A 26,886-nucleotide genomic window follows, 5' to 3' on the forward strand; every position below is an offset into this window, starting at 1 on the left:
CCCTGAAATGCTATTGACTGGATAGCTCTGCCTGAAAGCAACCCTGTCAAATATATTAATGGGATATAGAATCCCCTTTGGATATCGGGGTTTATATATAGGAATGCCAAGGAGACGTTCTTACCGGATACCGACCTGAATGGAGAGGGGGGGTGCATCCATCCCTGACGGAGACATCTCAGTTCACATCAGATCAAGTCCCTTGGGACCAGTGAATTAATAACAGATGCTGGCTATTCCCCATGCATGCTATCATCACGTAATCATGCGGCCCTTTATCTCATTTTGCTCGTAGGAGCGATACTCTTTGTTTGTGGGTGTGTGAATGAAGAATCGGCGACCTTGTCTATGAGCGAGCTTTCGTTCTACACTGAACAATTGCCGCCCTACAACTACGAAGAGAGCGGTCTCCTGAAGGGAATCTCTATTGATCTCCTGGATGAAATCACCGCAAGGATGGGTGAGCCCGTATCGCATGACCGGATCCAGCTGGTATACTGGACAGAGGGGTATGAGGCGGCCCTCACCGGAGAGAAGACCGTGGTTTTCACCACTGCAAGGCTTCCCGAGCGTGAGCAGTCCTTCAAGTGGGCAGGACCCATCTATCCCTTTACAACTGCCCTCTTTGCCAGGCCAGACCACTCTGCCACCATCGAGTTTCCGGATGACCTCGAGGGAGTCCGTATCGGGGTGATCAAGGATGATGTCGCCATGCTCCAACTCCTGGATGCAGGAGTCGAACCGGACCAGCTGGTGCAGGAAACCGAAGCAACAGTATTGGTTCAGAAGCTCCTGGACGGCGAGATCGACTTCTGGGCCTATCCGGAAGTTGCAGGAAAATACTTCACCTACCAGGTAACCGGAAACCCATATGCCCTGAGGGTCGTCTCTACCCTGCCGGAACTGGAGGGATACTATGCCTTCAGCAAGGACGTCCCCGATTCGCTCGTCCAGTCCTTCCAGCAGACCCTGGATGCCATCAAGGCAGAGAAAGACGCCGAGGGGATCAGCACCTATGAGAAGATTTTGGGCCGCCAAATTCCCGCGGTGGGGCTTGCACAGCTTACCTACCTGACCGAGGAGTGGGCGCCGTATAATTATGAAGAAGACGGGGAGGTCACCGGTATCTCTATCGATATCCTGAATGCGGTCTTTGGACACATGGTCGCGAACCAGCCCCCGGAGGTCAGTATCGTCCCGCTGCCCGAAGGGTTCGATGCAGTGCAGGATGGCAGCACGGTCCTCTTCCCAATCGTCCGGACAGCGGAGCGAGAGCCTCTTTACAAGTGGGCAGGGCCGTTTACCAAGGCCAGTTTTGTCATCTTCGCACCGATCGCGAAGAACATCATCATCTCCTCGCCTGAGGATCTGAACCAGTATAGGATAGGGGTGGTAGAGGATTCTGTCGAGAACAACATGCTCATATCTCGCGGAGTGGACCCTTCACAGATTATCAATAGAGGGACTTCCGAGGAACTCGTTCAGATGCTGGAGGCAGGGGAGATCGACCTCTGGGCAATGGGCGATCTTGCCGGTCGGCACCAGATACTCAAGACAGCAACGGATCCGAATGCCTACGAGGCAGTATATACGTTAAGCGAGGATGATCTTTACTTCATCTTCAGCATGGACGTCCCGGATCTGCTGGTCGAGGCCTTCCAGCAGGGGCTGAATACCGTGCGTGACCAGAGGGATGCCACAGGGGTAAGTGAATATGAGCAGATCCTGTACCACTACCTTGGGGTTGGCTGCGCACGGCAGGTCATCAGCGACGCCGAGGTGATGGCGCTCGTAAACATGACCGCCGCAGATATTGCAAAGGACGCCGAAGGCACATTCCAGGCGATCAATGCACAGAAAGCCCCGTACTGGGACCCGGAGAACCCGGCGCTCTATGTCTTCGTGTACGATAGCAATGTGACCATGGTCGCCCATGGAGACAATATAAGGATGGTTGGTGTAAATTACAGGTATAAGACCGACGTCGCCGGGAAACCATTCCGGTTCGAGATACTTCAGGGAGCCCGCGAGAACGGAACCGGCTGGATAGACTATGTGTACGCCAACCCGGTTGAGCAGAACCTGTACTACAAGACCACCTATTACCGCATGGTGGAGGGAAGCGACGGGAACGAATACGTCGTGTGCAGCGGGAATTTCAAGGCCTGCGGGACCTGAATCCCTTTTCACAACCCTTTGTTGGCTTAGGTTTCGCGAGATATAATTAATTATATGTATAATATCGTCATGTTCTTCTTCGTGGTTGCTGCACCGTGTAGGCATAGGTGTGGATATTATGCGCAGGATCATAGTACGAATTCATCACCGTCCCGACCCCGGTAACCGTATGGAAATGCGGATTCGCGGCCAGGGCAGGTACTGTCAGGATCACAATCAGTACAATTAGCGATAACAGTACAGCAAATACTCTTCCCCTCCTCTGGTTAATTTACTGATATTCCGCGTTGTCCGTGATCGGGGGTGCATCCATCCCTGGCGGAGACATCTCAATTCACATCAGAGTCCCTTGGGACCAGTGAATTAATAACAGATGCTGGCTATTCCCCATGCATGCTATCACCACGTAATCATGCGTCCCTTTATCTCATTCTGCTCTTGGGAGCGATACTCTTTGTTTGTGGGTGTGTGAATGAACAGCCTGGCGAAAGTGTACCCGCCACAACTGTGCCTGTAACCGGAACCATCGAGAGCCTGTCGTTCTACACCACAGAAATGCCACCCTACAACTACGAAGAGAACGGATCCCTGAAGGGGATCTCGGTCGAACTCTTAGAATTGGCCACAGAGGAGATGGGGACGAACGTATCCAGGGAAGAATTGCAGCTGTTATCATGGTCAGAGGGGTACCAGGCAGTCCTCGACCAGAAAAACAGTATGATCTTTACCATCGCCCGCCTACCCTCACGCGAAACCTCCTTCAAGTGGGCCGGGCCCATTATGACGGCCCATACCGTCATCTTTGCCCGGCAGGGAAGTGGGATCGAGATCGATGATCCCGGTGACCTGCAGAACTACCGCATCGGAGTTGAAACAGACGACGCGGCCATCCCGCAGCTGCTGGATATCGGGGTGGACGAGAGCCAGATCGTGCAGGTCCTCAATGCCACTCTCCTGGTTTCCATGCTCCGGGATGGTGATATTGACCTGTGGGCATATGGGGAGGTTTCAGGACGGTATTTTGCAGAGCAGGTAACGGGCGATGCATCGGGCATCGAAGTCGTCTACAGTTTCCCCTATGTACCGCTCTATTATGCCTTCAGTCTCGACGTGCCGGATGCAACCGTGCAGTCCTTCCAGCAGGCGCTGGATGCAGTCAAAACAGCGAGGGAACCCGGCTATAGTGAATTCGAGCGGATCCTGTACCGTTACCTCGGGGTCGGCTGCTACCGGAATGTCACGAGCGACGCCGAGGTGATGGCACTCGCCAACCTGACGGCGGAGGCGATCGAGCAGGATGCTCAGGGCACCTTCCGGAAGATCAATGAGGGAGAGGCTCCCTACCTCGATCCCGAAAACCCGGCCCGCTATGTCTTCGTCTATGATACGGACCTGGTCTTGGTTGCCAACGCAGACAATCCCGCTTCCGTGGGCAACAACTTCCAGGGACTGGTGGATGTAACCGGTACACCGTTCCGTGACGAGATTCGGTCAGGAGCGCTTCAGAACGGCACCGGTTGGGTGGAGTATGTGTTCCTGGATCCGGAAGAGTCCGGGCTGTATAATAAGATGACCTTCTACCGCCTGACGCAGGGGAGCGACGGGCAGCAATACATCGTGTGCAGCGGCAAGTACAAAGACTGCGGGTCCTGATCAAATCACCCATTCTTTTTCGTAGTGAGAAGACACGGCAAATGACAGGTGAAGAGAATCTTCCAGACAATCCTTAAGGTATCGGGACGGGTACCACGAAGAACGTGGCGTAGCCGTCTCCAATGTTCCTTGTCACGTGTCCCTTCCCTGAGGTATCCTCCAGAAGCACCAGATCCCCTGGGCCGAACTGATGGACCGTCCCGTCGGTCGTCTTTACTTCCACCCCGCCCGACATGAGGGCGAGGAACTGCCGGGTGGGAGCCGGATGGAGTTCGCCAATCCAGCCCGGCTCAAAGGTATAAAAGCGATATTTCGACGCGGCTCTATCCTCAGAGATATAGAACGGGGCGGCGGGTGGCGCTCCCTGCGCGAGTCTCTGTTCGACCGTGACGACATCAAGATGAGATTCGCCCTGCGAGTCCGCATATATTCTGTAATATGTCACCTGAGTGAGATTGGAGGAGGCTGTCATAGTCATATCTATATCCCTCGGTCAATGTACGTGTTGGGATACATCCCATCACAATTACTACCTGACGGGTGTTGGATAAATACATTACGACCGACCCGGATGATTAAGGAGGAGTGCTCCGAAGCATTACACATCAGGGTGTCTTGTGTACTGGATAGGAACTTCCATACCGGGAAATACGCAGAGGAAAAATGGATGAGATTATTCATAAAACAGAGCCCCTGATTCCTTTTTTGCACATGCTCAATTGGCTCAGCAATGAAGGAATACCTTGAAACAACGGATCATCCTTTTACTCTTCTCCGATATCTTCGTCCCACAATTCCGGATGGGTGGCGATAAATTCACGCATCATCCGCACGCACTCCTCATCGTCCATAATGACCAGTTCGACACCCCTCGAACGCAGATACTCCTCCGGCCCCTGAAACGTTTGGTTTTCCCCGATGACGACCTTGGGAATGTTATAGAGGAGGACTGCGCCGCTACACATATCGCATGGCGAGAGGGTTGAATACAGCACCGCACGGCGATAATCCTGTGCCCTCAGGCGGCCCGCATTCTCCAGGCAGTCCATCTCGGCATGGAGGACTGCACTCCCGTTCTGCACCCGGCGATTGTGTCCCCGCCCGACGATGGTGTCGTCGATCACCAGCACCGCGCCGATGGGGATTCCGCCTTCCTTCAACCCCGTTCTCGCTTCCTCGATGGCGGTCTTCATGAATTCATCTGTTGCCGTGGTTCCCATGGTGAGAAGATGGAGTGGAGAATGTTGAATCTTGTGGTCCTGCCAGAGATCATCCATTCCCGAAGAAGAGGATGCCCTGGGCGTCATCCGGTACATTCCATATGATTCTATAGACCCGGTATCCTCCGAGTAAGTTCAACCCACTCGTCGCCCGTGACGGTGTGGACGACTTCACGAACCTTTTCGAAAACAGGGATGGGCAACACCATCTGCCAGATACGGACAATATTTTCCCGGTCTTCCAGACCAACCAGGGGCATCCACCATGCCACCACGTCAAGAAATCGATCCTGCGGGACATGGCTGGACATGACCCCCATTGCCTCCATCTGCTCAGGCATGGGAACTCGTTCTGCAAAAATCCGATACAGATGTGCATCTTCCTTTGCCAGGTGGATTTTAAGGTGGAAACGGAGGGCGGCACTTGCCCGGGCCGTTTCCAGATAATCACCAGCTGAACTCGATCGAATCAGTTTCCCGCTTGCTTCGTCGAGTCCACGGTGGTCCCGCTCGTATGCCCAGGCAACGTCGGGTGCGACCTTCTCAAGTGCAGGAAAAATCCCTGCTTCTTCCCCTTTTGCATGCCAATCCAGCACTTCCATATAGAACTCGAGCCGTTTGAAGGTGTCCATTGCACTCCCCTTGCCTCTGGCCAGATCCAGGGCCGCAGTATCGATATTGGCCATGTCCTTTCTGAATGCATTATGGATTGATCGTATCCCATCGACAGGTATTACCATATGCCCCTTCCTGCATGAGATGGTAAATAAAGGTATGTGAGGTAAATCAGGAGGGGTAATCTTTCCTACCTGCCCGTGAGTGTGAACAGGAAGTATCGAGATCTAACAATCCGTATTTTCCACCCACAGCGACAGACTGCCCATCTGTTTGAACGCTTCAATCATGGGGAGTTCGATCTCAGAACGACGAGCGCTACGGAAAAACCTCCAACGGTCTCGCATCCTCGGGCCACCCTTTCCTTCGGTAGAGAGAAGATAATCGAGCGTTTCCCGCTCCCGTTTCATCCAGGCGAACCGGGCAAGCACCGACCTGGTATACCGCTCGGGATTTGGCCAGGTATCCGCCAATATTTTTGCACATTCCAGGGAATGCACAATCCCTTCTCCGGTGAATGGCGAAACCGTCCCGATCGATTCGCCAACCCCGATGATCAACTGGGATGTACCATCACTCCGTTCCCTTCTCTCGTAAAACGGGGTCGAATGGTACGGAGAAGCGACCCGGATGGAATCCTGACAGCTGCATTTAATGGCGAATGAGAACCTTTCGGACGACTCCCGGTAAAAGCGTTCCAATATATTCTCGTGTTTGATTGGGCCGATCCCGCCGATGCCGATATGATACTGATCGTGACCAACGGGAAAGATCCACAGGTACCCGAGGCCAGGTATCCGGTTCCCGTACACCCCCGCTTCAAGGCGTGTAGTTCCCTCGCATTCCACGCTGACCCTGTGCTGCAACGTCGGCAACGCCAGATCAGACCGGCAGGGAGGAAGGAGTGCTCGATGAATACCGGTTGCATCCACCACGATATCGTAATCATCCAGCTCATCCATCCCTACATTCTGTCGCTTCATCGTGGCTTTTTTTCTGAAATCCTGAAGAAGCCGGGGTTTATGTATGGTGCAGAGAGGGGTACCGGCCACAAGGTCGTCAAAATGCATGGGGGACATGGGTTCGATGAGATAGTCGTTCAGATCGAGACCGACATCAGTGAGGTACGTTTGGATACCCATCGGTACACCCCATCCACATGAGCGGCACTTGCAGGTGGTTGTATGAAGCGCACCATCATAGACATCCGGCACAATGCCTCTCTTTTCGAGAAGCCCCGCCAGATACCCCCCGGCAATTCCCGCACCAGCAATCGCAACGTTCATAATATCTCACCAAATGTCAGTAAAATCATAATAATCGCCGCCGCATGTATCATCGATGCTCCCACCTGCTGCACCATCAGTTCGTTGGCTTTCAACTCAAAATCCGGAAAAGCCGTGTACAGGGCACGGGTACAGAGCTGATCAATTCTTGCCCCATACACCGTGTTTATCCCTGCGATAATGACCGTGGTAAGAATGAGAGCATACGCGAGTGCCATTCGTCCCAGAATAGCATAGAGCGGATAGAGCATCAGTACGGACACGATCAGGGTAACGATCCCATAACTCGTCGAGTGCGGTAATTCCGGATGCCGGACCGAAGATGTGTTCTTCCTTCCCACCCGATCGGAATTTACGTCACGGCGCATCATTGATACCACGAAGCAGGTCACCGTCAGGCCGTGCAGGAGTGACAGAATAAAGGCCAGAAGGGAGAATATTCCGGTCGCAGCGTACACAACTGTCACCGTTACCCCGACCACCAGCCATGGGAAAATGTACCATTCCGTATAGGGATGGTAACTCAATGCGATGCGGGGATGATTATACCCGTAATCGAAAAAGAAGCCCATAATAAATAGTAATGGGATGTAAATTCGCTGCATCGTAAGAAATGCTGCAAGAACGATTATCAGGATCGTGATGAGCAAAGACAGATTTTTATAATCGCACACAGTGGCCCACCCAGACACGAGAGGCCGGTCACGTCCGGTTTCCCTGCTCTTCTCATGCCGGTCAACTTCCAGGTCCGTGATGTCATTCCAGATATGGGCATCGAGATGGATGAAGAGCGTTGCGACGACCGTCATGACAAACAACCCCCAGTCAATACCTGAAAGGCCGACTTCCCAGAGCGCCACCACCAACCCAATTACAATTGCACAGCCGGTGAAAGGAATAAGCCCCTCAATCCGAAGGATACGCCAGAAGGTACGAAGCGTAACACCATCTCCGATTGCGGGAGAATTTGCCCCATTGTTGTCATACCAATGAATATCTGACTTCATATCCGGATCGGGTCGTAAGATGCAATTCTTCCATCATTCAAACGAATTTCTGTCTTCTCTCATTCTCTCAGTTTCACAAGGATACTCTCCCCCTCAACTTTCACTTCGTGCGTTTTCAGCGTCCGGGGAGACTTCACAAATTTTGCAACTGATAATTTAATGCCTGACCAGTCGGTCCACCGAATCGCCGTCCCGCTTCTCAGATCAAATTGCGAGTGATGGCGGGGGCAGGTCACGACAGTCTCCGTGAGTGTACCGGAAGAGAGATCTCCACCCATATGGGGGCAGCGATTATCAGCAGCATAATAGCGATCCCCCACCCTCGCGATGAGAATCTCACGGTCACCAATGATGCCTTTTTTCATGGCACCGTCCTGGATGTCGGTGGTGGTGAATACCTCAATAAATTCGCTCATAGAGACTCCAATTATGATAGATCATGATATAGCTTGTCCCTCGTACAGAGGAATTATGTAATAATGGTGAATTCGGCCCGTAATTCATGGGAGCATGCAGGGTTGTATTCTCAGACCTGACTTCAAAGGGTTCCTCGGCGGGGATTACAAAAATGCTTTCTAAAAAACGTATCCATGACTCGTGATCTGTATTGTTTATTGCCCTGATGGGCATTTAAGCGGCGATCAGTTTCATTGACGCCACGGTGGCAGAAGATATCTGCGGGATGGAGTCTCTCCCCCTTCCACCCTCTTTGCACCAGAATTCCGGGGAAAACGCAAACCAAGCGGACGCTCATTCTGTCCCTATTTTTTGTACAGGGGAAGAGAGAGAAGAGAGGCGTACAGAGAGTATAGGAAGGTTGCATGGATTACCGGGAACACCCGGCCCCCCGGTATCACCTGCCTCAGTAGGGGTGAGTGATGGTGTCTGTGATCACAACGGGAGTGCAAAAGAATCGATGAATTCAATGATGCGGCGGGCGTTGCAGAATTCCGGACCGCAGGCGGAAAAGACGCGGTGCAAATCCGGTTACAACGCCATCGCAGGGGGTATAACGGTGCACAAGGCGAAGGGGTCCGGCGCCACGCTGCCCTTACCCGGCATCCTGGATCATACGTCCTTTCGCCGGTCGTCGGTGAAGGGGCGGCGGTCTACTATTCACGAGAGCAGAGGGCAAGTCTCTGTGAAGCATGCTATGCCCGGCTGGTCCGGGAATGGAATATGAGCGAGGGAGTGGTATGATAGCGAATAATTTCTGTAAAGGAGGAGATATTCTTAGTTTGTCCTTAGATATTGATTATTAATTTCCCCCCCTTTTTTCCCATTCATGGAGTAATCACGAGGGTGGAAAATGGGTCATTTGAGAGAGGAAGAGGAGAGAGTAGAAAAAGATCCTTCAAAGCCTTCAATTTGTGCTGAAGAATCATTAGGAAAATATCTTTTACAACAATGGTTGTGGTATTCAGCGAGCCATTGATATTTACGGTAAGTTCCCGCATCGTCCTTGAATTTGTCTAGATTCGCTGAAATGTGATCGCGGTGTTGATGAAGTAGGGTTATTGCCTCTGGATAATATGAGTTCTGTGAAGCAGGAGACCCCCCATCTATACGTATTTGCATCTGCACCATGTCTTCATTAAAATAGTAAAGAATGTACAGGTAGTTAATAAACCATTGACCATCCTGGTCTACCAGCAAAATGTCATAAAATGGGCTATGTTCAGGTCCTCCATACCATGGGAAATAATGACTAACTCTTGCTATTGCAGATTCATTAAGAATCACGCGTGGATATACTGCCTTTTTTTCATACTCTTCAGCATGAAGCAAAACAGGGCTAAATACCAGAATTTCATCGGCATAAGACCTTTCGACAAAAATAACACCGCGTGTGAAATATCCCTCCAACGCTAGACTAAATTGGTATTGTGCGATTTCTCCAAGAGTTTCACCAAAATCGGATTCTCCATATCCATGTGTTTCCAATTCATTGACAAACAGCAGATTGTCTGTATATACTCTTACATGAGAGATCTTTATCAGGTTCAAACTGTGATTTCGTTTAGTTGTTGATTGCACCTGATTGAATGCATTTTTCAAAGCACGATTGTATTGATTGAGAATTTCATCAAACTTTGCAGAATCCTTCTGAGCTTCTTGAATTAAGGACTTAAATCCAAGAATATCGACATGAGCAACGATTGATTCTTCACTGGAAATCGTTGCAATTCCTTTTATTTTTTCAATAAAACTATGTCTAGAAATATTTCCCTGTTTTAATGCGGATTCAATGATTGGACCCGGAATTATTTCGCAATTTGGCAGAGTAATTGTCTGGCATATATAATCTAATAGATACCATTCTGATTTTAGGGTGATATATCGTTCATTTTTTGATTCAATGGAATATCCAAACTCTCTCAGGAGAATCAATAGATCCTCACACTCCAAATCACAGATTCCCTTAGAGAATGTCACTTCGCAACCATCTCTCTAAATTTTTGTGAGAATTCATCTTTCTGGGACTTGATTTTTTTAATTGAAGTGAGATGTTCCATGATAATACTCATTAAATTATCAATCGCTTCGGATTCTGTTGATCCTTGTTCTGCAAGGTGAAGCAGTAAATCTTCAGAAATGTAATAATCATCGTGTTTCGATACTCGTATGAAATTACGAAAAAGGGTATTAATTGCATCCCGTTCTTCCGTAGAAAGAGTCACTGAAGCTTTTGTTTCACAAGCAGTAGAACCAGCTGATTTGGTGTTTGAATCCATTTTGTAATTGGCAATTTATGTTTGACTGAATTATATTTTTGGAAATGTCCCCGTGTCGATTTTAAATTCACTAAACAATTTACTTCATTCCAAAAGCAGCGGACGAGTATCTACGAAGCGTGCTATGCCCGGCTGGTCCGGGAATAGAATATGAGCGAGGGAGTGGTGTGAAAAAAGGTGAATTATTCTTTTGAAGAAATACCTCTACCTTTCATTTTATGTCCTGCACCCCTCTTCCATCATACTCGGATCAAACCGAAGTTCAATCTCGTGTGCATTCCCTATTGCGGCCCGCTGGTGTATATCGATAAGCCGGAGGTCGGAGAGTCTCCGAAGCCAGTTACGAAAAGCGGTATAGGAAATGTCCCGTTTCTCTTTGAATGACTCATAAAGGATGTGGGAAGTAAGGGATGCCGTTGGGCTACCCTGTTTCATTTGAATAATATGGGAGAGCAGCCGTTCCGGACCCGGTTTCAGCCCTTCTATGAGAAGGGTGAGGTGAGCGCCGCGTACGGTCTCAAACGCGGTGGTGACGTCCTTTTCTATGACTTCTGTCCGGGCACCCCGTTCGGCATTGAGATCTGAATTTTTCAGGATGTCGATGCCGACCCGGAGGTCCCCCCCTTCCAGATCCCGGATGCGGTCCTTGAAGTCTTCATCAGTTTCTTTCATCTCCCCGAGCGTCCGTCAGATCCATTTCACATCGCGGTGCGTCTCGATGATTTTTGCGGTTAAATCATCATTTCTTTTGTTCAGATTCTCCGTATTTTCTTTGCATAGTCTCTGCGGTTAAGGGAGACTGATATTACTTTTGATAATATTGTTGAGTGTCAGTCATAACCCGGGAAGCGGCTGGCAGGAGTGTGTGTATCATCGCAGACTTTATCCAGACTACCAACACCAAGAGTGCGGTGCGGGACCTGACCGTCCCCATCGCCAATATCACTACCTTCGATGCCCTCGTGCAGGACATCATCGACACTAACCCCTTCGGCTGCACTGCGTATGTCGAGAGTGGGGTGACCATTGACCCGATTGTCCGTTCCCAGGAGCGGTATGATGCCAAGATCGTATACGAGAACCTCGAAGCCGACACGGTAGGCGACGTCTCAGTGCAGGTCAATTCAGTGGCTGCCTTCGGCACCGCTGCCACCCATGTGATGGCCGACGACGACCTTGCCACCGCTATCGGCGGGACCCAGTCCGCGACACCGCAAAGGACACCTTCTCCTGCAAGCTGAAGTGTCATGACGCAAATGGCGAGACGTACTATGTGACGCTCTCCCGCACCAAGGTCCGCATTTCATCTTATGCAGATGATGCCATTCGGACTACGATTGAGACCTGGGCTGATGGAAAGCCTGAACTTTCCTGAACCTCCAAACGAACACCAGAAACAGGGGCACTGCCACCCCTGTTTTTGACTGAATTCCGGGCAGAATGAGCTTTTTTTCCGTCCTCTTTTGACCTCGAAAAAGGGCCGTATTTTTGCGCTTTATTTCAGAAAAGAACGAATATTTGTGAATTTCTGAGCAGGTGCTATTGACGGATATTTCAGGAGGGTGTGCAGCCTGTCTCCGGCTGAGAACGGCCCACTCCGGCCGTCTGTGTGGACGTTTTTTCCGGGGTGCGGGCCTGTTGGGGGGCCTATTTAAGCGTTACTTAACCCCGGCGTGGGGATTTTTCCTAATAGTGCGAGAATTGTAATCCGCAGCTGCAGGAGGAAGCAAATTGCCATTCCTATCCACAGTGCATAGTAGAGGAGTGCATAATCGATGCTTGAAAGGGAATTGATGATAGCAACCAGGAGAGCTGTGATGGCGAAACGAAATCCCCATTCTGCGGGGTAGAGGAGTTCACGCCAGGTGTTAGTCATAATCTTCTCTTTCACGGTGCTTTATTTAATATATGGGGATGAGGAGGGTGAATGTATGGTACAGAGAGAATGTATTGCTTATAACGATCTATTGGATTGTAGCCTTGTTCGATAAAGATCATGCATTGATGATTTCCCTAACTTATTATTGCAAAGGGGACGATATTCACAGAGCATTTTCTTTCATGATGAATCTGCAAAATCAGTTAAATCCAGGTATTATATGAGAAAATTAGAGATTGTCAATGTGGTAGCAACGGGAACATTAACCGAGTCTCTTGATTTAGAAAAATTGCATCAAAATTTGCCCGGAACTGTGAAATCAACATCGCATTGGTTAAAATATCGATTGCCTGAAAATAATAAATATATCGCATTCTATAAGTCAGGAAAGTTTCTCCTTACAGGAAAAGATGTTTTGGACAAACAGGATGAACTTTGTGCCAGAATTCTCGATATTCTTCGCAAAGCTGATGTCGCATATACACTTGACCACCTCACGATAAACAATATAGTATGCAAAACGAGTGTTAAATTGAACAAATCCCTTGATGTGATAATTGAGCAGGCTGATCCTAAGAAAGGGAGCTACGAACCCGAACAATTTCCAGGATTGATCTATAAGGATTGGGGTGTTAGTTTTCTTTTGTTTTCCAGTGGTAGCGTGATTATTACAGGAGCCAAAAAAATCGAAGAGTCACAAAATGGATTCAATAATTTTGTTCAATTCCTATCTAAAATCTAATGCACCAAACGCTCACGGCCGCTGCGGCGTCCGTCAGCTCCTTGTGGCACCGCCTCCGCGTCACTGCTGCGCAGGCACGCTTCGGCGGTGAAAATCCACATTATTCGTTCAAAATTAATCAAATTTATTGAGTTGGGATATTTAAATGAGGCAAAAATTCATAATTATCGCTTATGATTTTTTGAAAGCTGGGATTATTGATTTTTCGTAATTGTCCCTTATTTTTTGGTTTTCCATCTTGATCAAGTCTCATTGAGTGATATTCTCTTGGATAAAAATGAGCGATTATAAATTCAATAAATTGACGCGGAGATGGGACCACCGTCAATGGAATTCGTGCATCACCAAATAATCCAATATGCATGTGGCATGAGTGATGGAGGGGGCTTTCTGTTTCTTCATTTGAAAAATCAATTCTAAGCCAAGGAACAATGAAGTCCTCGTAATAAAAGGAGTTTTGAGAAAAACTATCCGAATCTATTAAGCTATCCATTATGGTGTCATGAGTGAACGTGAGTTCCGGATCTTCTCCCTCTTGGTCCCATTTTTCTCCACTTCTTGGGATTGGGGTATTTCCATAATATGCAAGTCTGGCTTCTATGAGTGTCGAATTATCTTTTTCAAACTTATAGAATATCTGTATGAATGAACCGTCTTCAATTATTTGAAAAGTATATTGCTTTTTCATTTCTAATAAATCTAAATCATTTTTGTGCATAATATGAGGCAATATTAATGGAGTGTGATTAAGCCATGTTATACTATTATTCTCGCGTATATATTGAGTATTTACGAGAATATCTGACCATTCACTGTATGTGGCAACTAAGGAACTCATTACATCACTGACATTCATTCCTTCTTAGCCTCTGAAATCTGTGATATTAGCTTTTCAACTAATTCTGGCTGTTTTTTAACTAGTTCTGCAAATACTTTTGGGTTAACGTTTGTTAGATCTGATAGTGATCCAGTTACTTTTTGGATTTCTCGACGTCTTCTCGTTGTTTCAGCGTCCAAATTTCGAATTGAATTCAAATCAGGAAATGTAAATTTGAATCTTGGCTGATCTTTTAGGATTTTATTAATTTCATTTTCAGCATCTAACATGCCTGGGCCGACGCCGGTTATTCTGACCCAAGCTTTAGAACGTGAAATCGCGGTAAAAGCACGATTGCGGTTTTGTAACTCCTCAACATAATCATAGAGGGCCTCGAAACTGAATATATATACGATGTATGATTCGTTTCCTTTCGCGCGAAAAACAGTTGATAATGTTACATTGCCAACTTCTCCAAAAGCACTTACGTCAGATCCCAAACCAGGAATGTTCGAACGAATATTCAGGTCAATTAATTTCTTCTGAAGAGGAGGCAAATATTGCTTCATCTTGAGGGCATCCAAACAAATGACCACTATATGTTCTGGCAATACATTTTCAACCTCTATATCACGTTTTATAGAATCAGCGATCCAATCCAATTCTTCATTTTTATCTTTAAAGGTTTTTGTCACGATTTCTGGATTTGATCCATTGTATATTCTGGAAATTGGAGTTGGACTATTCTCGGGAGGTCGATAAATGGTAATTTCATTACCTTCGACCAACTCTCCCTCTTCAACAACATACCCAAATGAATCCCAAGAGTCTTTTGTGCTTAGGATTTGAATCGGTCTATCCGGACTGTACAATCCAAGTCCAATGGCATGGGCCAGCATTAATATTTTATGAGGACATCGGTAGGAACGATGGAGTACAAAATCTTTTTCGATACCCCCTGGATACGGTTCTCCTTCAAGTGATACTAGATCATTCCCATTTTTATCTGCACCGAATAGTTTTTTTGGAGATGGAATTTGCTCTCCAAATAGACTTTGAAGTTCATCATAAACCCAATATATGCAATGGTTGGGTTTTGATAGTTTGTAGAGAAGTTTAAAGTATTCGGAATGAAAATCCTGTGCTTCGTCTACCATGATATAATCATAGTATGGTTCAATATCCTTATTCAAAAGTTGTGTACAGCAGGCTGTGAATGGATGGTCTCTGTCTAATATACGAGCTTCTTTGAGCTGAAGTGGTGCTATCCCATGTCGCATACAAGCATCAAAATACACTCCTGGACGCGAATAGCCACCCCATGCGTGGCGGATATGCAGATTATCCCAATCTGGATCAATTTCGCTGTGGAACCTGTAAAATTTTATAATAAGCGCACGGACTTGGTTGTAAAGGCTTTGAGTATTGAATGTAAATAAGATTTTTTTCTCAGGATATCTTAGATGAATATTGGCTGCCTTCATTGCCAGTAATACGGTTTTCCCAGTTCCGGCTAGACCACGTATTCTTTGAGGACCTGGTGCTATTTGCAGGGCAGCCTTGGCCTGTTCTTCATCGAGCAAAGCAATATATCTATCAATATATTTAATGGCATCACCAAGTTTATCCGCATCTTTATGGATTAGACCTAAACCTTTCGTTAATGGATTTATGCCCTGTGCTATGGATTTTAAGGTTCGCCATTCTTCTTCTTTCAATTCTGATTCTAATGGGTTTATTATGGGATTTAGATCTTTATCTTTCCAGATAATTATTTCATCATTTAATTGATCTGGAAACTTCTCTTCAAATTGAGCTTTATAAATGAGTGGCAATGCTATTGCATTGACTGTCCTAAGTCTATGTCTTAAAACACGGTGCTTATCAAATTTTGATTGAAGAGTAACCGCATAGTCTTCTGCCTCATATAATGGCGAATCAATCTCTTTTCCATTTATTTTCCAAAAATTTTCATCAATTGATTCAATATCTTCCAGTTGCCAAGGGAGGCAGCAAATTATTATTGGATTGTATTTTTTTGCAATGAGTGTAAAATCTGGTGATATTATGGACTCTGTCATAAATACAGGGTGTTTGTAGTAACAGATGCCCTCTGTGTCGGGGAATTCCCCCTCAATCCAAGACCAGATCCTTTTTGCTGGTTCATCTGTAGCATACTCTGGGAGAGTGACATTAAGTTCTATCATATATCTTAACCCATTTTTCCTTCAATCAAGATGATAATAATCGAAGAGATTTTATCTTTTGAATTAATTGAATATTAGTTACTACCATACATAACAAATATCCTTTATTATATGCATTTTCCCGAAAGGTCATTTCAATTCTTAAGAGAAGATATAGAGACACCATTCGGTCGAGAAAATAGTACAACTAGATTAATGAAATCAAGATTGGAATGATTCTGCATAATGGGACTTCTGAAATGGGGAAGAAGGTTTTCTACTGAATCAATAGTTCTCTTACTCAGAACTGCCGTTTCGGTGGCCCGCCCGCACGCTCTACCCAGGCACCAATAAGTCATTCTCCCATTCAAGACGCTGGTAGTGTTCCGTCATATCCGAACAGAGCACATGCGATACCCGGACCTCTTCGTCCCGGAATGTCTTTACATGAGAGGCCATGCGTGAACGGAGACGCTTCGTCTCGCCGATATAGATCACTTCTCCAGACGGATTTATCATCATATAAAGGGCCGGCCATTCGGAAAATTTTGTCAGTGATGCTTTCTGCAAGGGCAGCGGCGGCTCCCAATGCAGGCCCATCCAGTCTCCTTCATTAGGGCTGCCGATATCGTGGAGAGGAACGGATGAAGGCCCGGCAGCGGGATTGATCTGTCCTTCCGGCAGCCGTCCGCCACGTATGCCCGCTGAACGGTTTGTTGACCGGGAATAGTGCGAGTGAAACCGTCCATGATTGCAGAGGGTGGATGAGCCATGTTCACACCGGTATTTCCATAGAAGGTATGCCTCCTGCCCCAACCGGTGCCGTCTTCCTTCGTCCCCTCCGTGGAATGGAAGCGGAGCCACCGAGACTTCGAAGTCGCATCCTTCTGCATCCCGCCATGTCCAGAGGGACTGGGCGGCGGTGTGGGGATCGTTCCACGGCATTTCATCGGATGAATTGTAGAAGACCCGGAGTTCCCGCATCCTCTGTCGGAGTGATCGGCCCGTCTGGCCGATGTATGCAAGGATCTGTCCGTCTACGGGTCGGACCCGGTAGATACCAGGTTGTGTTGGGATATGTGATAATTCACGGTGTTTGTTATTCAGGGGAACCCATCTGGTCCAGGAGAGGTTTCCCCAGGACGATGCAAGGTAGGAAGGAGTGTTCGGTTTCATGGCTGGTTTCGATGATGAGTAGTTTATTGTGATAGGGGAAAAATGGCCCGCCGCAGGAGCGTGCCTGCGAAGCAGTGACGCGGAGGCGGCGCCACAGGAGTTGACGGACGCGAACGCGGCCGTGAGCGTTTGGTGCATCCGTACACTGATGCATGAACAGGGGAGGCCGTTGCCCCGAAGGGTGAACGGCCGTTTGGATGAAAAAGGAAAGGATGGGGTTGTATTTGTAATCCTAATGGAAGAAAACGATATTTATGTGTTCTTTTAAGTTTCATTCGGATGCCGTTTAAATTATTATATTTGATAAATTGGGAATATTCATAAATGGACAAAATATCCATGAAAGAGACTCAATCAAATTGGATTATTCGATATCGATATTTCCTCTCAAATAATATTTACCCCAATGGAAGATTACTTAGATATATTTCAAAATCTGCTCTTGGAAATTTCTCAATTGGTAGGTGATTCTATTGAGATTGCTCAACGAGGAGGTGAGATTGAACCAGAATATCACAATTACATATACACCATAGTGGACGAATTTAATTATGATAGTAGTGGATTTTCTTCTTATTCACAGCATAAGGAAGAACGAACAGAAGAAGAGTGGCATACAGCCCAAAATAAGATCTATCAGAATATTTTAGATTCAGAGAAGTTTTCATCACTAAAATTTCAACTTGATTCTCTTACTGACGAAACGTTTGATGTGTCAGGTAATTTCGGCACCTTTCTTTTAAAATTAATTTCTGCATATTTTGAAAATCAAGAAGACTACAAAAAACTAGCTCAAAATATTATCTCTGCATTTATCCGTGAATATTCCGGCAATCCGATCAAATATTGCTCTAAAGTCAAACTATATGGCATTGTTGTCGAACTTAATTCATTACCCTTAAGTGATCAAATTATTTTACGAAAACCACAAAAGAAAGACTTTGAATCATGCATTCCAGAAGGGCATTCAGAATCTCCAAAAATGAATTGGCAGGATCCATCTGCATTTTTAGAGATAGTTATAGAGGGAACAAATCAACGTCAATTACAAGATGAGATTAGGAAATCGATAATTCTAATACAGCTTTACAAAGTTGGGAGTGCAGAAATTCTCGAATACCAGTTAAACTCAGAATCATTCGGTTTTCCAGTGTCTGGAACTATTGGTAGTATTAGCCAGGGCGGACATCTTATAAACAGTCACATATCAGAACAGGACATTATCCCTATGCAGAATTTTTGGAATGCAGCCTCTCCATTAATACCAATCCATATGGTTTTGCTCGATAAAAATATCTCAGATCACATATCAATTGCCTACCAACATTACAATAACGCCTTATTGCAAAGGGGAATCATCGAACAAAGAGTTGCAAGCGCCATTATGGGATTGGAAGCTTTGTTTTTAAAAGGAAATGATCGAAGCGAACTCTCCTATCGGCTTGCAGTTAGAATAAGCAAAATATCAACAATATTCAATAGAGACCCAATAGATATTCGACAGTTGGTGAAAGAGTCCTACAATATTAGAAGCACCTATCTTCACGGAGACCAACTCAGTTCGAAAGAAAAGTCGAAATTAGAGAAAAAAGTAGGGAAAAATATGCAAAATATCCTCCTTTCAGTATTAGATTGCTTAAGAATGTCAATCATTCTCAACATGGAATTAAAGAAGGATGAAATAGGGAAAGAGGATTTCATTGATCTAATCGATGATTCTCTTGTTGATGATGATGCTAACAAAAAAGTTATTGACATTCTAAGAAATGAAAATTTCATCGCTATTATGGATGGCACAAATAATTGTCAATAGTATGAATTGAACTAAAATTTTCTATTTTAAAAATGCGAGCGGCAGGATTTGAACCTGCGAACTCCTACGAGATCGGATCTTGAGTCCGGCTCCTTTGGCCTCTCGGAAACGCTCGCACAGAAATGTGCACAATCTATTGGTCGCTCTTCTCTTATAGATTTACAGGTAGTATAACGCCAACATGGTTACGTAAATCAGGAACCTTGCATCCGTGCTGCTGCAAACCCGGAGCTAATCCGGCTTCCCTCGCACAACCCGGCACAGAGATGTGCGCAATCTAATTGGTGCTCTTAGATATTGATATTACGGGTACGAACGCCTGTAAGGTATTGGCCATGTAAGGTATTGGCCATGTAAGGGTATTGTCCATCACAATATGTCATGCCGATCTGGTATATTGACGGAACAATTTTGGAGTGAAAACGGATATGCACAATCGTATTCGTACAAATCAACACGAATTGAAGAAAAGAACCGCTCGGAAATCAACAGATCGAAACGGAACAAACCGGCCCGATACAGCCCATTTGTAAACAAAAGTAATTGAGGACCCTGACCTGCAAAGGGTTTGTGTTAGTGTGAACCAGTGAGGACAGGGTGGTAATTATTTTCATCTTAGGGATTATAAAGCGTTGCATCTTATTTTCGGATATCAGCATTTTTTGGCGAGTGGGGGATTGTGGTAGGATTTAGCCAATACGATCCGGCTCCGAGACTTCCAATATATGTACGAAGGCTTAATATGGCCATTGACGGAAATCCCATATATCTGTCTGCCTCTATATCCTCAATGAATCAGACCGGGATTTCCAGTACGCGGCCTGTCTCTCTACCGAAGATAAAATGACCAAATCACGGCAGAAATCCTGCACGCGGGCACATAAACTGACGGTCTGCATTTCACCATGGACACAAACCATGCTTCTCATCGCCGCTGTCACCATCATCCTCGCCTTTGCCTTCACGTTTACCAACGGGTTTCAGGATGCAGCCACGGTGGCTGCGACATTCATCGCCTCCCGGTCAGCTACCCCCCGGCAGGGCATCCTGATGATTGCAGGTATGAACTTTCTGGGGGCGATTCTCGGCGGGAGCGCGGTGGCATTCACCCTCTCCGGCCTTCTCACCATCACGTCCGGGCCGCTTGCCCTGCAGGTCCTCCTTGCAGCCCTTCTCTCGGCAACGGTATGGAATCTCGGGGCGTGGTATTTTAGCCTCCCCTCGTCCTCCACCCATGCCCTCATCGGCGGACTCGTTGGGGCGGGGGTCACTGCAGCGGGCCTCGGCAGTGTCTACTGGGGAGCTGCAGAACTGCTCACCCCTCCGCATGAGATCACCGGCATGGTCAAGGTCATGCTCTTTCTCATCCTATCTATTGTGTTGGGGCTGGCAGGAGGATATGCAATGCGACGGTGCACCCATGTAATCTTCCGGAATGCAAATCGCAGCATAAACCGGAGCATCATCCGCGTCAACTGGGTGGCTGCAGCAGGGATGGCCTTCTTCAACGGGTCGAATGATGCACAGAAACAGCTGGGTATCATCGCCCTCGTCCTTTTTGCCGCAGGGGAGTTTTCCGTTCTCACCGTCCCTGTCTGGGCACGGTTTATCTGTGCCATTCTCCTCTCTTTGGGAACGCTGGGCGGCGGATGGCGAATTATGAAGACCATCGGGAACAGGATATTTACCATTGGACCCGTTCATTCCATGGATTCCCAGATATCATCCGGGATGACACTGGGCCTCTCCACACTGTCGGGGGCACCCGTCTCATCAACGCATATCATCACCATGTCTGTGATCGGCGTCGGGGCTGCAGAAAATCCCCGGAATGTCCGATGGGACGTCGGAAAGGACGTGCTTCTCTCCATCATCCTGACCTTCCCCGCGACCATGCTCCTCTCCGCAGGATTTTTTACCCTTGTACAGCAGATCTGAACCGGTGAACCATATGGACGAAAATACAAACGAACAGGGACTGAAACGGAAAAAATATGGTATATTCGGCTCTTTTTTCCCGCCGAAATACGACTTTGAAGCAATGCTTGTCGAACAGGCAGAGCGCACTCTCGCTGGGATGGAGGCATTCACCCGGTGGATGAACGAGGACACCCTGACATCCCCCGACGCTCTCATCCAAATCGGACGTGAGGTTGACCTCCACCGGTATAATCTGGAGGCCAGACTTCTGGAGGCATTTTCCACCCCGTTTAACCGGCAGGACATCTACACCTTCTCCCGGAATATGGATTATATCCTCAATCATGCGGTTGAAACCGCCCGCGAGATGCATGCCTTCGGTGTCATCCCGGACGAACCCATCAGGGAGATGTCCCAGTCTCTTCTCCATGGTACCCGGCACGTGCTGGAGGGAACACGGTATCTGGGTACAGACAAGGGAAGGGTCGAGGATTCCATCCGGAAAGGGCGCAAACATGTCCACGCAATAGAAGACATCTACATCACCTGTATGGCAGATCTCTTTCAGACAAACGATGCGATGGAGGCGATGAAGAAACGGGAGATATATTATCATCTCCGGGGTGGCGGAAAAGCCCTCAGAATGACGCTTTATATCATGCACAAGGCGGTCGTCGGGCTGGCATAATGGTGCACCGCCTGATCTGTCAACGTTCACATGGGTATCCGCGGAGTATGCGAGCTGCATCCTGTTCTACAACCGTGTTCTTCCCCGTTATATCAGTCCCGGCACACGGCCGTTTCATCTGTTCCTCTCGGCAGATGTAAATCCACATCTTTTTTTCTGTTGCTCACCAGACACTCTCTTCAGATATGCCGCAGGTATCGTATGTCTGCCCCTCCCTGAGGCAGAAGACTGACGCCTTCCGCGGGGGGCTTGCCAGCAGGTGGGAAGAGGCCATCCGGCATGGGTGTGACTATTGTGAAATAACCGCAGGGTTCATCTGCAGTCCGGCAGAAGAGGAGGCAACCGGCCTTCCGATGCATGCGATGCTGACCCCTGCGGCGATTGCCTCGCTCTATGACGAAGGTCACCATCTCCCGGATGGAATACGGTATCTCCTGAACACAGAGTATTCATTCCCTCACACAGACCGCTTTGGCAAACGGCACCCGGCAGCGGTTCTCCGGTGGGACGACCGTGTCTGGCTCACAGAGTTCGTTGAGATGCTTGTCCTCATCTCTGATCAGCTCGGCAGGCCGGCGGATGCCATTGTTGTCCATCCCGGAAAGGCGCACGGGGTCACATTTTCTGCGATTGCACGGGCCATGCGGTTTATCCGGAATACCTGTGCGGATGCCTGTGGTACGGCCCCCGTGGTGCTGATGCAAAACGCCTATCCCTCCCTCATCCGGACGGGGGATGATATCAGGGAGTTCTGGCTCGCGATGCAGGCGCAGGTGCCGGAATGCTGTAGCGAATGTGGTATTCTTCTGGATACATCTGCCCTGAGCGCTGCCGCCCATTATGCAAAAACCCCTGTTTCGTCCTTTCTTGCACCGCTCCCCGCAGATGCCCTGAAGGGTTTCTTCCTGCGGCCAGATATTGGGGACGGGAATTCCGTGATTCCGTGGGAGAGTATCTTCCGGGCAATACAGATGCTGCCCCATGACGCTCTTATCATCCCTGACGTCCGCCACCCGGACGAGATCGATGAGATGCTGGCACGCTGCCGGCAGCTGTATGTCCGGGCAGAGGGCCGTTGAACAGTTGGGCCGTCACAATCATTATCCCGGCGGAACACCCCATTCCTGTAATGACATCCGTTACTACCCCCCGTGCGACCGTTTTGGTCACCGTATTTTTGCTCTGTCTTTTTTTTCCGGCATCCGGTGCTGCCGTATGGGAGACCGAGACCATCGCCCCGTCCGTCCCCGAACCGATCGCTGCAGACATTGCGGGCTCTCATGTGGTCTACTCCGTTGCATACGGCGAAGCGATAAACGTCTCCACTCCCCGCGGCCTTCTCCTCTATGAGGCTGCCACCGGCACCACCACATCGCTTGCGAACGCCTCTTCACCCTTCACCCTCACCGGCGGAGATACGGCAGGGGATGTGATCGTCTGGTTTGAGGAGCCACAGGCGTTTCTCAACGAATCTGTTGCAGAACGTCTCACAAACCGTATCATGCTCCACTCCCTCTCCACCAATATAACCACACCAATCCGATCATCTCAGTCGGCTGAATGGCCGAAGACCGATGGTCACCGGGTCGTCTGGTCAGAGACACCGAACGACTCATATATCTCCACCCTCTCGCTCTATGACATTGCGAATAAGACGACTGAGACCCTGCCGGTGCACACGCTGGACGGGTCGTCTGTTGTGCTTGAGGGAGATACGATTGCCTTCCAGGATGGAAATACATCCACCCTTACCCTGTATGACATCCCCTCACACAGGAGCACCGCAGTCATGGTTCCCGTCCATACCAATGTGACGTCCGCAATTGTCGAATCCTTTGCGATGGGTGGGGATGTGCTGCTCTATTCTACAGAGATCGTTGAGTTCTCACCGAAACGCAGCATCTCAAATACCCTGACATGGTATTCCATCACGGAACAGACAAATGTCACCCTCAGCCCCATTACCGGGCTCCCGGTGGGAAACCTCACAACAGACGAGCGAAAGGCGGCCTTTGACTCCCTCTTCACCGATGGAGAGACCGTCGGCTGGGTGCTTGAGACAGGAATATCGGAATCCGATGTTATTACCGTGAATGCAAAAACAGGGGCTGTTTCCCATCTCAAAATCGACGGGGATGTGGCATTTCCGTCCGTCGACAGCGACCAGGCGGTATGGGTGCAGTCAAAACTAATGGCGGACTCTCATGTTGTTCTCGCGACACAGGATGTCACCAATCCCGTATCGACGCAGGCTTCTGCTCCTGTCTTTGGCATGTTATGTGCCGCAGGTGCGTTTGCTGCCATTTGGGCCGGCAAAAGAGAATAACCCCGGACCTCCCTCCCCTCAATATCTGCTCCGGTGGATGCGGACACTGGGGGGTTTCCTTTCCACACACTTTTTCCGCTTCCCTGTTGTTATACGACGGAGCCGGAGCTGTTCACGCTTTATCATCCTCAGCCATCTTTCTACGCTCCAGTATCCAACCGAAGAAGGCAGCTCCCCCGAGAAGCACGATGCCGATAAGGAGGATCTGCCAGTCGAGCTGAAACAGGAAGAAAAGGCAGGTCACAATCCCCAGCACCGCGGGAACAGGCACGCGTCCTACTGTCCCCGGAACGCGGTACGGCCGGGGAACGTCCGGCATCGTCCGACGGAGGGTGATCACTGCGGCGTTGATGACGATGAACGTAATGAATAGGGTAAAGTTTGCAATCAGGGCTACATCACGGATATTCCCCGGTAAGAGGAAGAACATGGAGACGATGGCAGCTCCCACGATTGCCACCATCGGTGTCCGCCTTCCGGGATGGACATATGCGATCACCTCAGGCAGTGTCTTCGTTTTGGCCATGCCGTAGAGAATCCGTGAGGAGGCAAGCATCATCAGGAGGGCGGTGTTTGCCGTTGCAAAGAGGGCAATGACCGTGAAGAGTGTATAGCCGCCGGAGAACGCCTGACCCGCAATCTCTGCAAAGGGATTTGGTGAGCCGGCAATGGCCTCATATCCTCCGATACTCACCACCGAGAGGGAGACTGCAATGTAGAGGATAATTGTGATCGCGATTGCCACGAGAAGGGCTGCAGGGATGGTCTTTTCCGGTCGGACAGTCTCATCCGAGAGTTTGACAATCTCCTCAAAGCCCTGGTAGGCAAAGAAGATGAGGGCTGCCGCCGCAAAGATGCCGGGGAAACCGTCTGGTGCCGCAAAATAATCAACCGTTCCGAGATATGGCAGGCCGATAATGATGATGCCAATGAGTCCCCCGGCTTCAATCAGGGTGAAGATGATGGCAAAGACAGCAGACTGCCGGATGCCGCTTAAAAGGATGATACAGAGCGCCACGAGGAGGACCACTGCCACAGGGAGGGCAGGGGCTCCTGTCCATCCGGAGAAGTATCCGGCAAACCCGAGGGAGACAGTCGCAGCCCCTACAATGCCAGAGAGTATCACCATAATCCCGATGATAAATGCAACCAGATTCCCGAAGGGATGGCGGGAATATTCGTACTCTGCACTCGCACCGGGAAACATGGACGAGAGCTCCATGTAGGAGAGGCCGGTGAAGGATGCGATGAGTGCCGCGAGAACGAAGGATATCCAGATGGCATTGCCTGCCACCGCTGCCGCTTCACCGATGAGTGCATAGATGCCTGCTCCCAAAATAACCCCGACACCGGAGATGACAACTTCCGGGAAGGTCAGGGTGCGCCGAAGGGACGGATTCGTGTCGGGTGCCATATGTCTGTTGAATCTGCATCGACGCCGGGGGTAATATGTCCGTCGGTGTGTTGTTTTATACTGCCGCACATCCGATGTGCTATCTGCCGCCAGCGCACCCTCCACAGACTCGTTCCAGCAGAAATGCCCTGTCTTTTCGGATTGAAACAGATAATCTTGCAGAAATCAGAGGCTGGATAGCCTGTGCCGTCCAATGGGATCGATAATGGATACCCAGGAGAAGCCTTTGATGCATGGATGCGTGTATTTATATTCCCGGTATCAGGGTATTTTATAACGGTTGTGGCATTTTTATTTAATCGCATATTTCTGTTGGATTCTTAATTTAAATTATTTTTGCCGGTTTTTGTGTTTGCACTGGTGTATACTTTTATCCTTTTTCCGGGGGCACCATAGGCTACGGTTTTTTTCAAAACCGGGGGTTGAAGAGATGAATATATTCAGATGTGAACTGTGTCCAAAACCGTGTACCATAACTACGCTGGATGAGAAATCACCTGATTTTTGTCCGGTCACGGGTGGGGCGGCAGAGTGGAGAAAGGTCAACGGCCGGGCTTCACAGAAGATGCCGCTTACTGCCGAAGCCGGCGAAGAAGCACTATCTTAAACCATTTTTATTTCTTCTACCCCATGAGGTGAGTATGCCCGTCCCCGCATGAATGCCGGAATATGTGAAGTTTCATCTATTCGGCAGGCAGGTATCTCCCTCACATAAATTCCACATGTTCAGGTGATTCTCCCTGTCCTCATCAACGGGTGAGACCGGATACCTGTCTTTCATCCCGATACGCCGTCGTATACATAGGGGATGCAGCAATTCGTGCCTTTCTTCCGTGATATCCGGATGCACCTTCAGATATGCCCGTTATGCACGGTTCGGATACTTTTCCTGGCACCGATTATGCAGTACATTATATATGATAGTGCATACTGTTCCCCATTGTTTTTCAAACCGGGGGTTGAAAAATGAATATATTCAGATGCGAAATGTGCCGGAAACCATGCACAATGACAACACTTGAGAACAAATGCGTTTTATTCTGTCCGGTTACGGGGGAACCGGCAGAATGGCGACAGGTTAACGGCAGTACATCACGAAAAATGCCGCAGGTGACCGGAGCCGGAGAAGAGGGAGTACAATCCTGAAATTCACTTTAGGTTTTTTGCTGACCGCTGCGATGCGGACGTCAGTTCCTCTGCATGCATGCCGGTATCCGGGCGTCATCATGCC

Annotated in this window: 26 protein-coding genes and 1 tRNA gene; 12 read left to right on the forward strand and 15 right to left on the reverse strand. The window is 48.5% G+C overall.

Features of this window, described 5'->3' with window-relative positions; all coding sequences use genetic code 11:
* The first annotated feature begins 246 nt into the window (after positions 1 to 246).
* Both OU421_RS08865 and OU421_RS08870 read left to right on the forward strand, forming a co-directional pair.
* Entirely contained in the window at positions 247 to 2,178 is a 1,932-nt protein-coding gene (locus OU421_RS08865) for a transporter substrate-binding domain-containing protein (RefSeq protein WP_268185741.1), read from the forward strand.
* A 393-nt stretch (positions 2,179 to 2,571) separates the two neighbouring features.
* Positions 2,572 to 3,831 (forward strand): transporter substrate-binding domain-containing protein, encoded by a 1,260-nt coding sequence (locus tag OU421_RS08870; protein WP_268185742.1) that lies wholly within the window; start codon positions 2,572 to 2,574, stop codon positions 3,829 to 3,831.
* A gap of 73 nt (positions 3,832 to 3,904) precedes the next feature.
* Here the strand turns inward: OU421_RS08870 and OU421_RS08875 are convergent, their stop codons facing one another.
* From OU421_RS08875 to OU421_RS08900, 6 genes are all read right to left on the reverse strand, one after another.
* Entirely contained in the window at positions 3,905 to 4,303 is a 399-nt protein-coding gene (locus tag OU421_RS08875) for a cupin domain-containing protein (protein ID WP_268185743.1), read from the reverse strand.
* 292 nt (positions 4,304 to 4,595) lie between these two features.
* Entirely contained in the window at positions 4,596 to 5,138 is a 543-nt protein-coding gene (locus OU421_RS08880; protein ID WP_268185744.1) for a nucleoside deaminase, read from the reverse strand.
* A 20-nt stretch (positions 5,139 to 5,158) separates the two neighbouring features.
* On the reverse strand, positions 5,159 to 5,791 hold the full coding sequence (locus tag OU421_RS08885; RefSeq protein ID WP_268185745.1) for a hemerythrin domain-containing protein: 633 nt from the start codon (positions 5,789 to 5,791) through the stop codon (positions 5,159 to 5,161).
* A gap of 102 nt (positions 5,792 to 5,893) precedes the next feature.
* Positions 5,894 to 6,952 (reverse strand): NAD(P)/FAD-dependent oxidoreductase, encoded by a 1,059-nt coding sequence (locus OU421_RS08890; protein WP_268185746.1) that lies wholly within the window; start codon positions 6,950 to 6,952, stop codon positions 5,894 to 5,896.
* Positions 6,949 to 7,959: a prenyltransferase gene (locus OU421_RS08895; RefSeq protein ID WP_268185747.1), complete on the reverse strand. Its 1,011-nt coding sequence runs from the start codon at positions 7,957 to 7,959 to the stop codon at positions 6,949 to 6,951. The genes OU421_RS08890 and OU421_RS08895 overlap by 4 nt, the downstream gene beginning before the upstream one ends.
* 59 nt (positions 7,960 to 8,018) lie before the next feature.
* Positions 8,019 to 8,375: a Rieske (2Fe-2S) protein gene (locus tag OU421_RS08900; protein WP_268185748.1), complete on the reverse strand. Its 357-nt coding sequence runs from the start codon at positions 8,373 to 8,375 to the stop codon at positions 8,019 to 8,021.
* Between the two features lie 559 nt (positions 8,376 to 8,934).
* Here OU421_RS08900 and OU421_RS08905 point away from each other — a divergent pair.
* Complete coding sequence (locus tag OU421_RS08905; protein ID WP_268185749.1) at positions 8,935 to 9,159, forward strand: hypothetical protein; 225 nt, start codon at positions 8,935 to 8,937, stop codon at positions 9,157 to 9,159.
* 114 nt (positions 9,160 to 9,273) lie between these two features.
* Here the strand turns inward: OU421_RS08905 and OU421_RS08910 are convergent, their stop codons facing one another.
* The 3 genes from OU421_RS08910 to OU421_RS08920 all read right to left on the reverse strand — a co-directional run bounded on the left by OU421_RS08910 (position 9,274) and on the right by OU421_RS08920 (position 11,366).
* Positions 9,274 to 10,395 (reverse strand): hypothetical protein, encoded by a 1,122-nt coding sequence (locus tag OU421_RS08910; protein WP_268185750.1) that lies wholly within the window; start codon positions 10,393 to 10,395, stop codon positions 9,274 to 9,276.
* The gene (locus OU421_RS08915) at positions 10,392 to 10,694 is read right to left on the reverse strand and encodes a hypothetical protein (RefSeq protein WP_268185751.1); all 303 of its coding nucleotides are present in this window, start codon (positions 10,692 to 10,694) and stop codon (positions 10,392 to 10,394) included. Before OU421_RS08915 ends, OU421_RS08910 begins: the two co-directional genes overlap by 4 nt.
* A gap of 216 nt (positions 10,695 to 10,910) precedes the next feature.
* Complete coding sequence (locus OU421_RS08920) at positions 10,911 to 11,366, reverse strand: Cdc6/Cdc18 family protein (protein ID WP_268185752.1); 456 nt, start codon at positions 11,364 to 11,366, stop codon at positions 10,911 to 10,913.
* A 155-nt stretch (positions 11,367 to 11,521) separates the two neighbouring features.
* Here OU421_RS08920 and OU421_RS08925 point away from each other — a divergent pair, with 155 nt between their 5' ends.
* Positions 11,522 to 11,935 (forward strand): hypothetical protein, encoded by a 414-nt coding sequence (locus tag OU421_RS08925; protein ID WP_326493490.1) that lies wholly within the window; start codon positions 11,522 to 11,524, stop codon positions 11,933 to 11,935.
* A gap of 410 nt (positions 11,936 to 12,345) precedes the next feature.
* Here the strand turns inward: OU421_RS08925 and OU421_RS08930 are convergent, their stop codons facing one another.
* Positions 12,346 to 12,570 carry a hypothetical protein gene (locus OU421_RS08930; protein ID WP_268185753.1) on the reverse strand — a complete coding sequence of 75 codons (225 nt, stop codon included), beginning with the start codon at positions 12,568 to 12,570 and terminating at the stop codon, positions 12,346 to 12,348.
* 223 nt (positions 12,571 to 12,793) lie between these two features.
* Here OU421_RS08930 and OU421_RS08935 point away from each other — a divergent pair, with 223 nt between their 5' ends.
* A complete protein-coding gene (locus tag OU421_RS08935) occupies positions 12,794 to 13,315 on the forward strand; it encodes a TBP family protein (protein ID WP_268185754.1) in 522 nt (173 codons plus the stop codon).
* A gap of 124 nt (positions 13,316 to 13,439) precedes the next feature.
* Here the strand turns inward: OU421_RS08935 and OU421_RS08940 are convergent, their stop codons facing one another.
* The 3 genes from OU421_RS08940 to OU421_RS08950 all read right to left on the reverse strand — a co-directional run bounded on the left by OU421_RS08940 (position 13,440) and on the right by OU421_RS08950 (position 17,632).
* Positions 13,440 to 14,171, reverse strand: coding sequence for a DUF2290 domain-containing protein (locus OU421_RS08940; protein WP_268185755.1), 732 nt, complete (start codon positions 14,169 to 14,171; stop codon positions 13,440 to 13,442).
* Positions 14,168 to 16,339 (reverse strand): DEAD/DEAH box helicase, encoded by a 2,172-nt coding sequence (locus tag OU421_RS08945; protein ID WP_268185756.1) that lies wholly within the window; start codon positions 16,337 to 16,339, stop codon positions 14,168 to 14,170. The genes OU421_RS08940 and OU421_RS08945 overlap by 4 nt, the downstream gene beginning before the upstream one ends.
* Before the next feature lie 315 nt (positions 16,340 to 16,654).
* Positions 16,655 to 17,632: a GIY-YIG nuclease family protein gene (locus OU421_RS08950; protein ID WP_268185757.1), complete on the reverse strand. Its 978-nt coding sequence runs from the start codon at positions 17,630 to 17,632 to the stop codon at positions 16,655 to 16,657.
* 268 nt (positions 17,633 to 17,900) lie between these two features.
* On the opposite strand from OU421_RS08950, the gene OU421_RS08955 reads away from it, so the two are divergent.
* Positions 17,901 to 19,307, forward strand: coding sequence for a HEPN domain-containing protein (locus OU421_RS08955; protein ID WP_268185758.1), 1,407 nt, complete (start codon positions 17,901 to 17,903; stop codon positions 19,305 to 19,307).
* A 33-nt stretch (positions 19,308 to 19,340) separates the two neighbouring features.
* Here the strand turns inward: OU421_RS08955 and OU421_RS08960 are convergent.
* Positions 19,341 to 19,423, reverse strand: a tRNA-Leu gene (locus OU421_RS08960).
* Between the two features lie 727 nt (positions 19,424 to 20,150).
* Between OU421_RS08960 and OU421_RS08965 the strand changes: the two genes are divergently transcribed.
* The 4 genes from OU421_RS08965 to OU421_RS08980 all read left to right on the forward strand — a co-directional run bounded on the left by OU421_RS08965 (position 20,151) and on the right by OU421_RS08980 (position 24,241).
* Positions 20,151 to 21,245 (forward strand): inorganic phosphate transporter, encoded by a 1,095-nt coding sequence (locus tag OU421_RS08965; RefSeq protein ID WP_268185759.1) that lies wholly within the window; start codon positions 20,151 to 20,153, stop codon positions 21,243 to 21,245.
* Between the two features lie 13 nt (positions 21,246 to 21,258).
* On the forward strand, positions 21,259 to 21,915 hold the full coding sequence (locus tag OU421_RS08970) for a DUF47 domain-containing protein (protein ID WP_268185760.1): 657 nt from the start codon (positions 21,259 to 21,261) through the stop codon (positions 21,913 to 21,915).
* A 185-nt stretch (positions 21,916 to 22,100) separates the two neighbouring features.
* The gene (locus OU421_RS08975) at positions 22,101 to 22,994 is read left to right on the forward strand and encodes an apurinic/apyrimidinic endonuclease family protein (RefSeq protein WP_268185761.1); all 894 of its coding nucleotides are present in this window, start codon (positions 22,101 to 22,103) and stop codon (positions 22,992 to 22,994) included.
* Between the two features lie 50 nt (positions 22,995 to 23,044).
* Entirely contained in the window at positions 23,045 to 24,241 is a 1,197-nt protein-coding gene (locus OU421_RS08980) for a hypothetical protein (RefSeq protein WP_268185762.1), read from the forward strand.
* Positions 24,242 to 24,353: 112 nt separating this feature from the next.
* Here the strand turns inward: OU421_RS08980 and OU421_RS08985 are convergent, their stop codons facing one another.
* Positions 24,354 to 25,655 (reverse strand): APC family permease, encoded by a 1,302-nt coding sequence (locus tag OU421_RS08985; RefSeq protein ID WP_268185763.1) that lies wholly within the window; start codon positions 25,653 to 25,655, stop codon positions 24,354 to 24,356.
* Positions 25,656 to 26,085: 430 nt separating this feature from the next.
* Between OU421_RS08985 and OU421_RS08990 the strand changes: the two genes are divergently transcribed.
* Together OU421_RS08990 and OU421_RS08995 are read left to right on the forward strand one after the other, a co-directional pair.
* Positions 26,086 to 26,262: a hypothetical protein gene (locus tag OU421_RS08990; RefSeq protein WP_268185764.1), complete on the forward strand. Its 177-nt coding sequence runs from the start codon at positions 26,086 to 26,088 to the stop codon at positions 26,260 to 26,262.
* Between the two features lie 401 nt (positions 26,263 to 26,663).
* Positions 26,664 to 26,801, forward strand: a complete 138-nt coding sequence (locus tag OU421_RS08995) for a hypothetical protein (protein ID WP_268185765.1) — start codon at positions 26,664 to 26,666, stop codon at positions 26,799 to 26,801.
* The last annotated feature ends 85 nt before the right edge of the window (positions 26,802 to 26,886 follow it).

Origin of the sequence: Methanogenium organophilum (assembly GCF_026684035.1) — an archaeon.
Classification (GTDB): Archaea; Halobacteriota; Methanomicrobia; order Methanomicrobiales; family Methanomicrobiaceae; genus Methanogenium; species Methanogenium organophilum.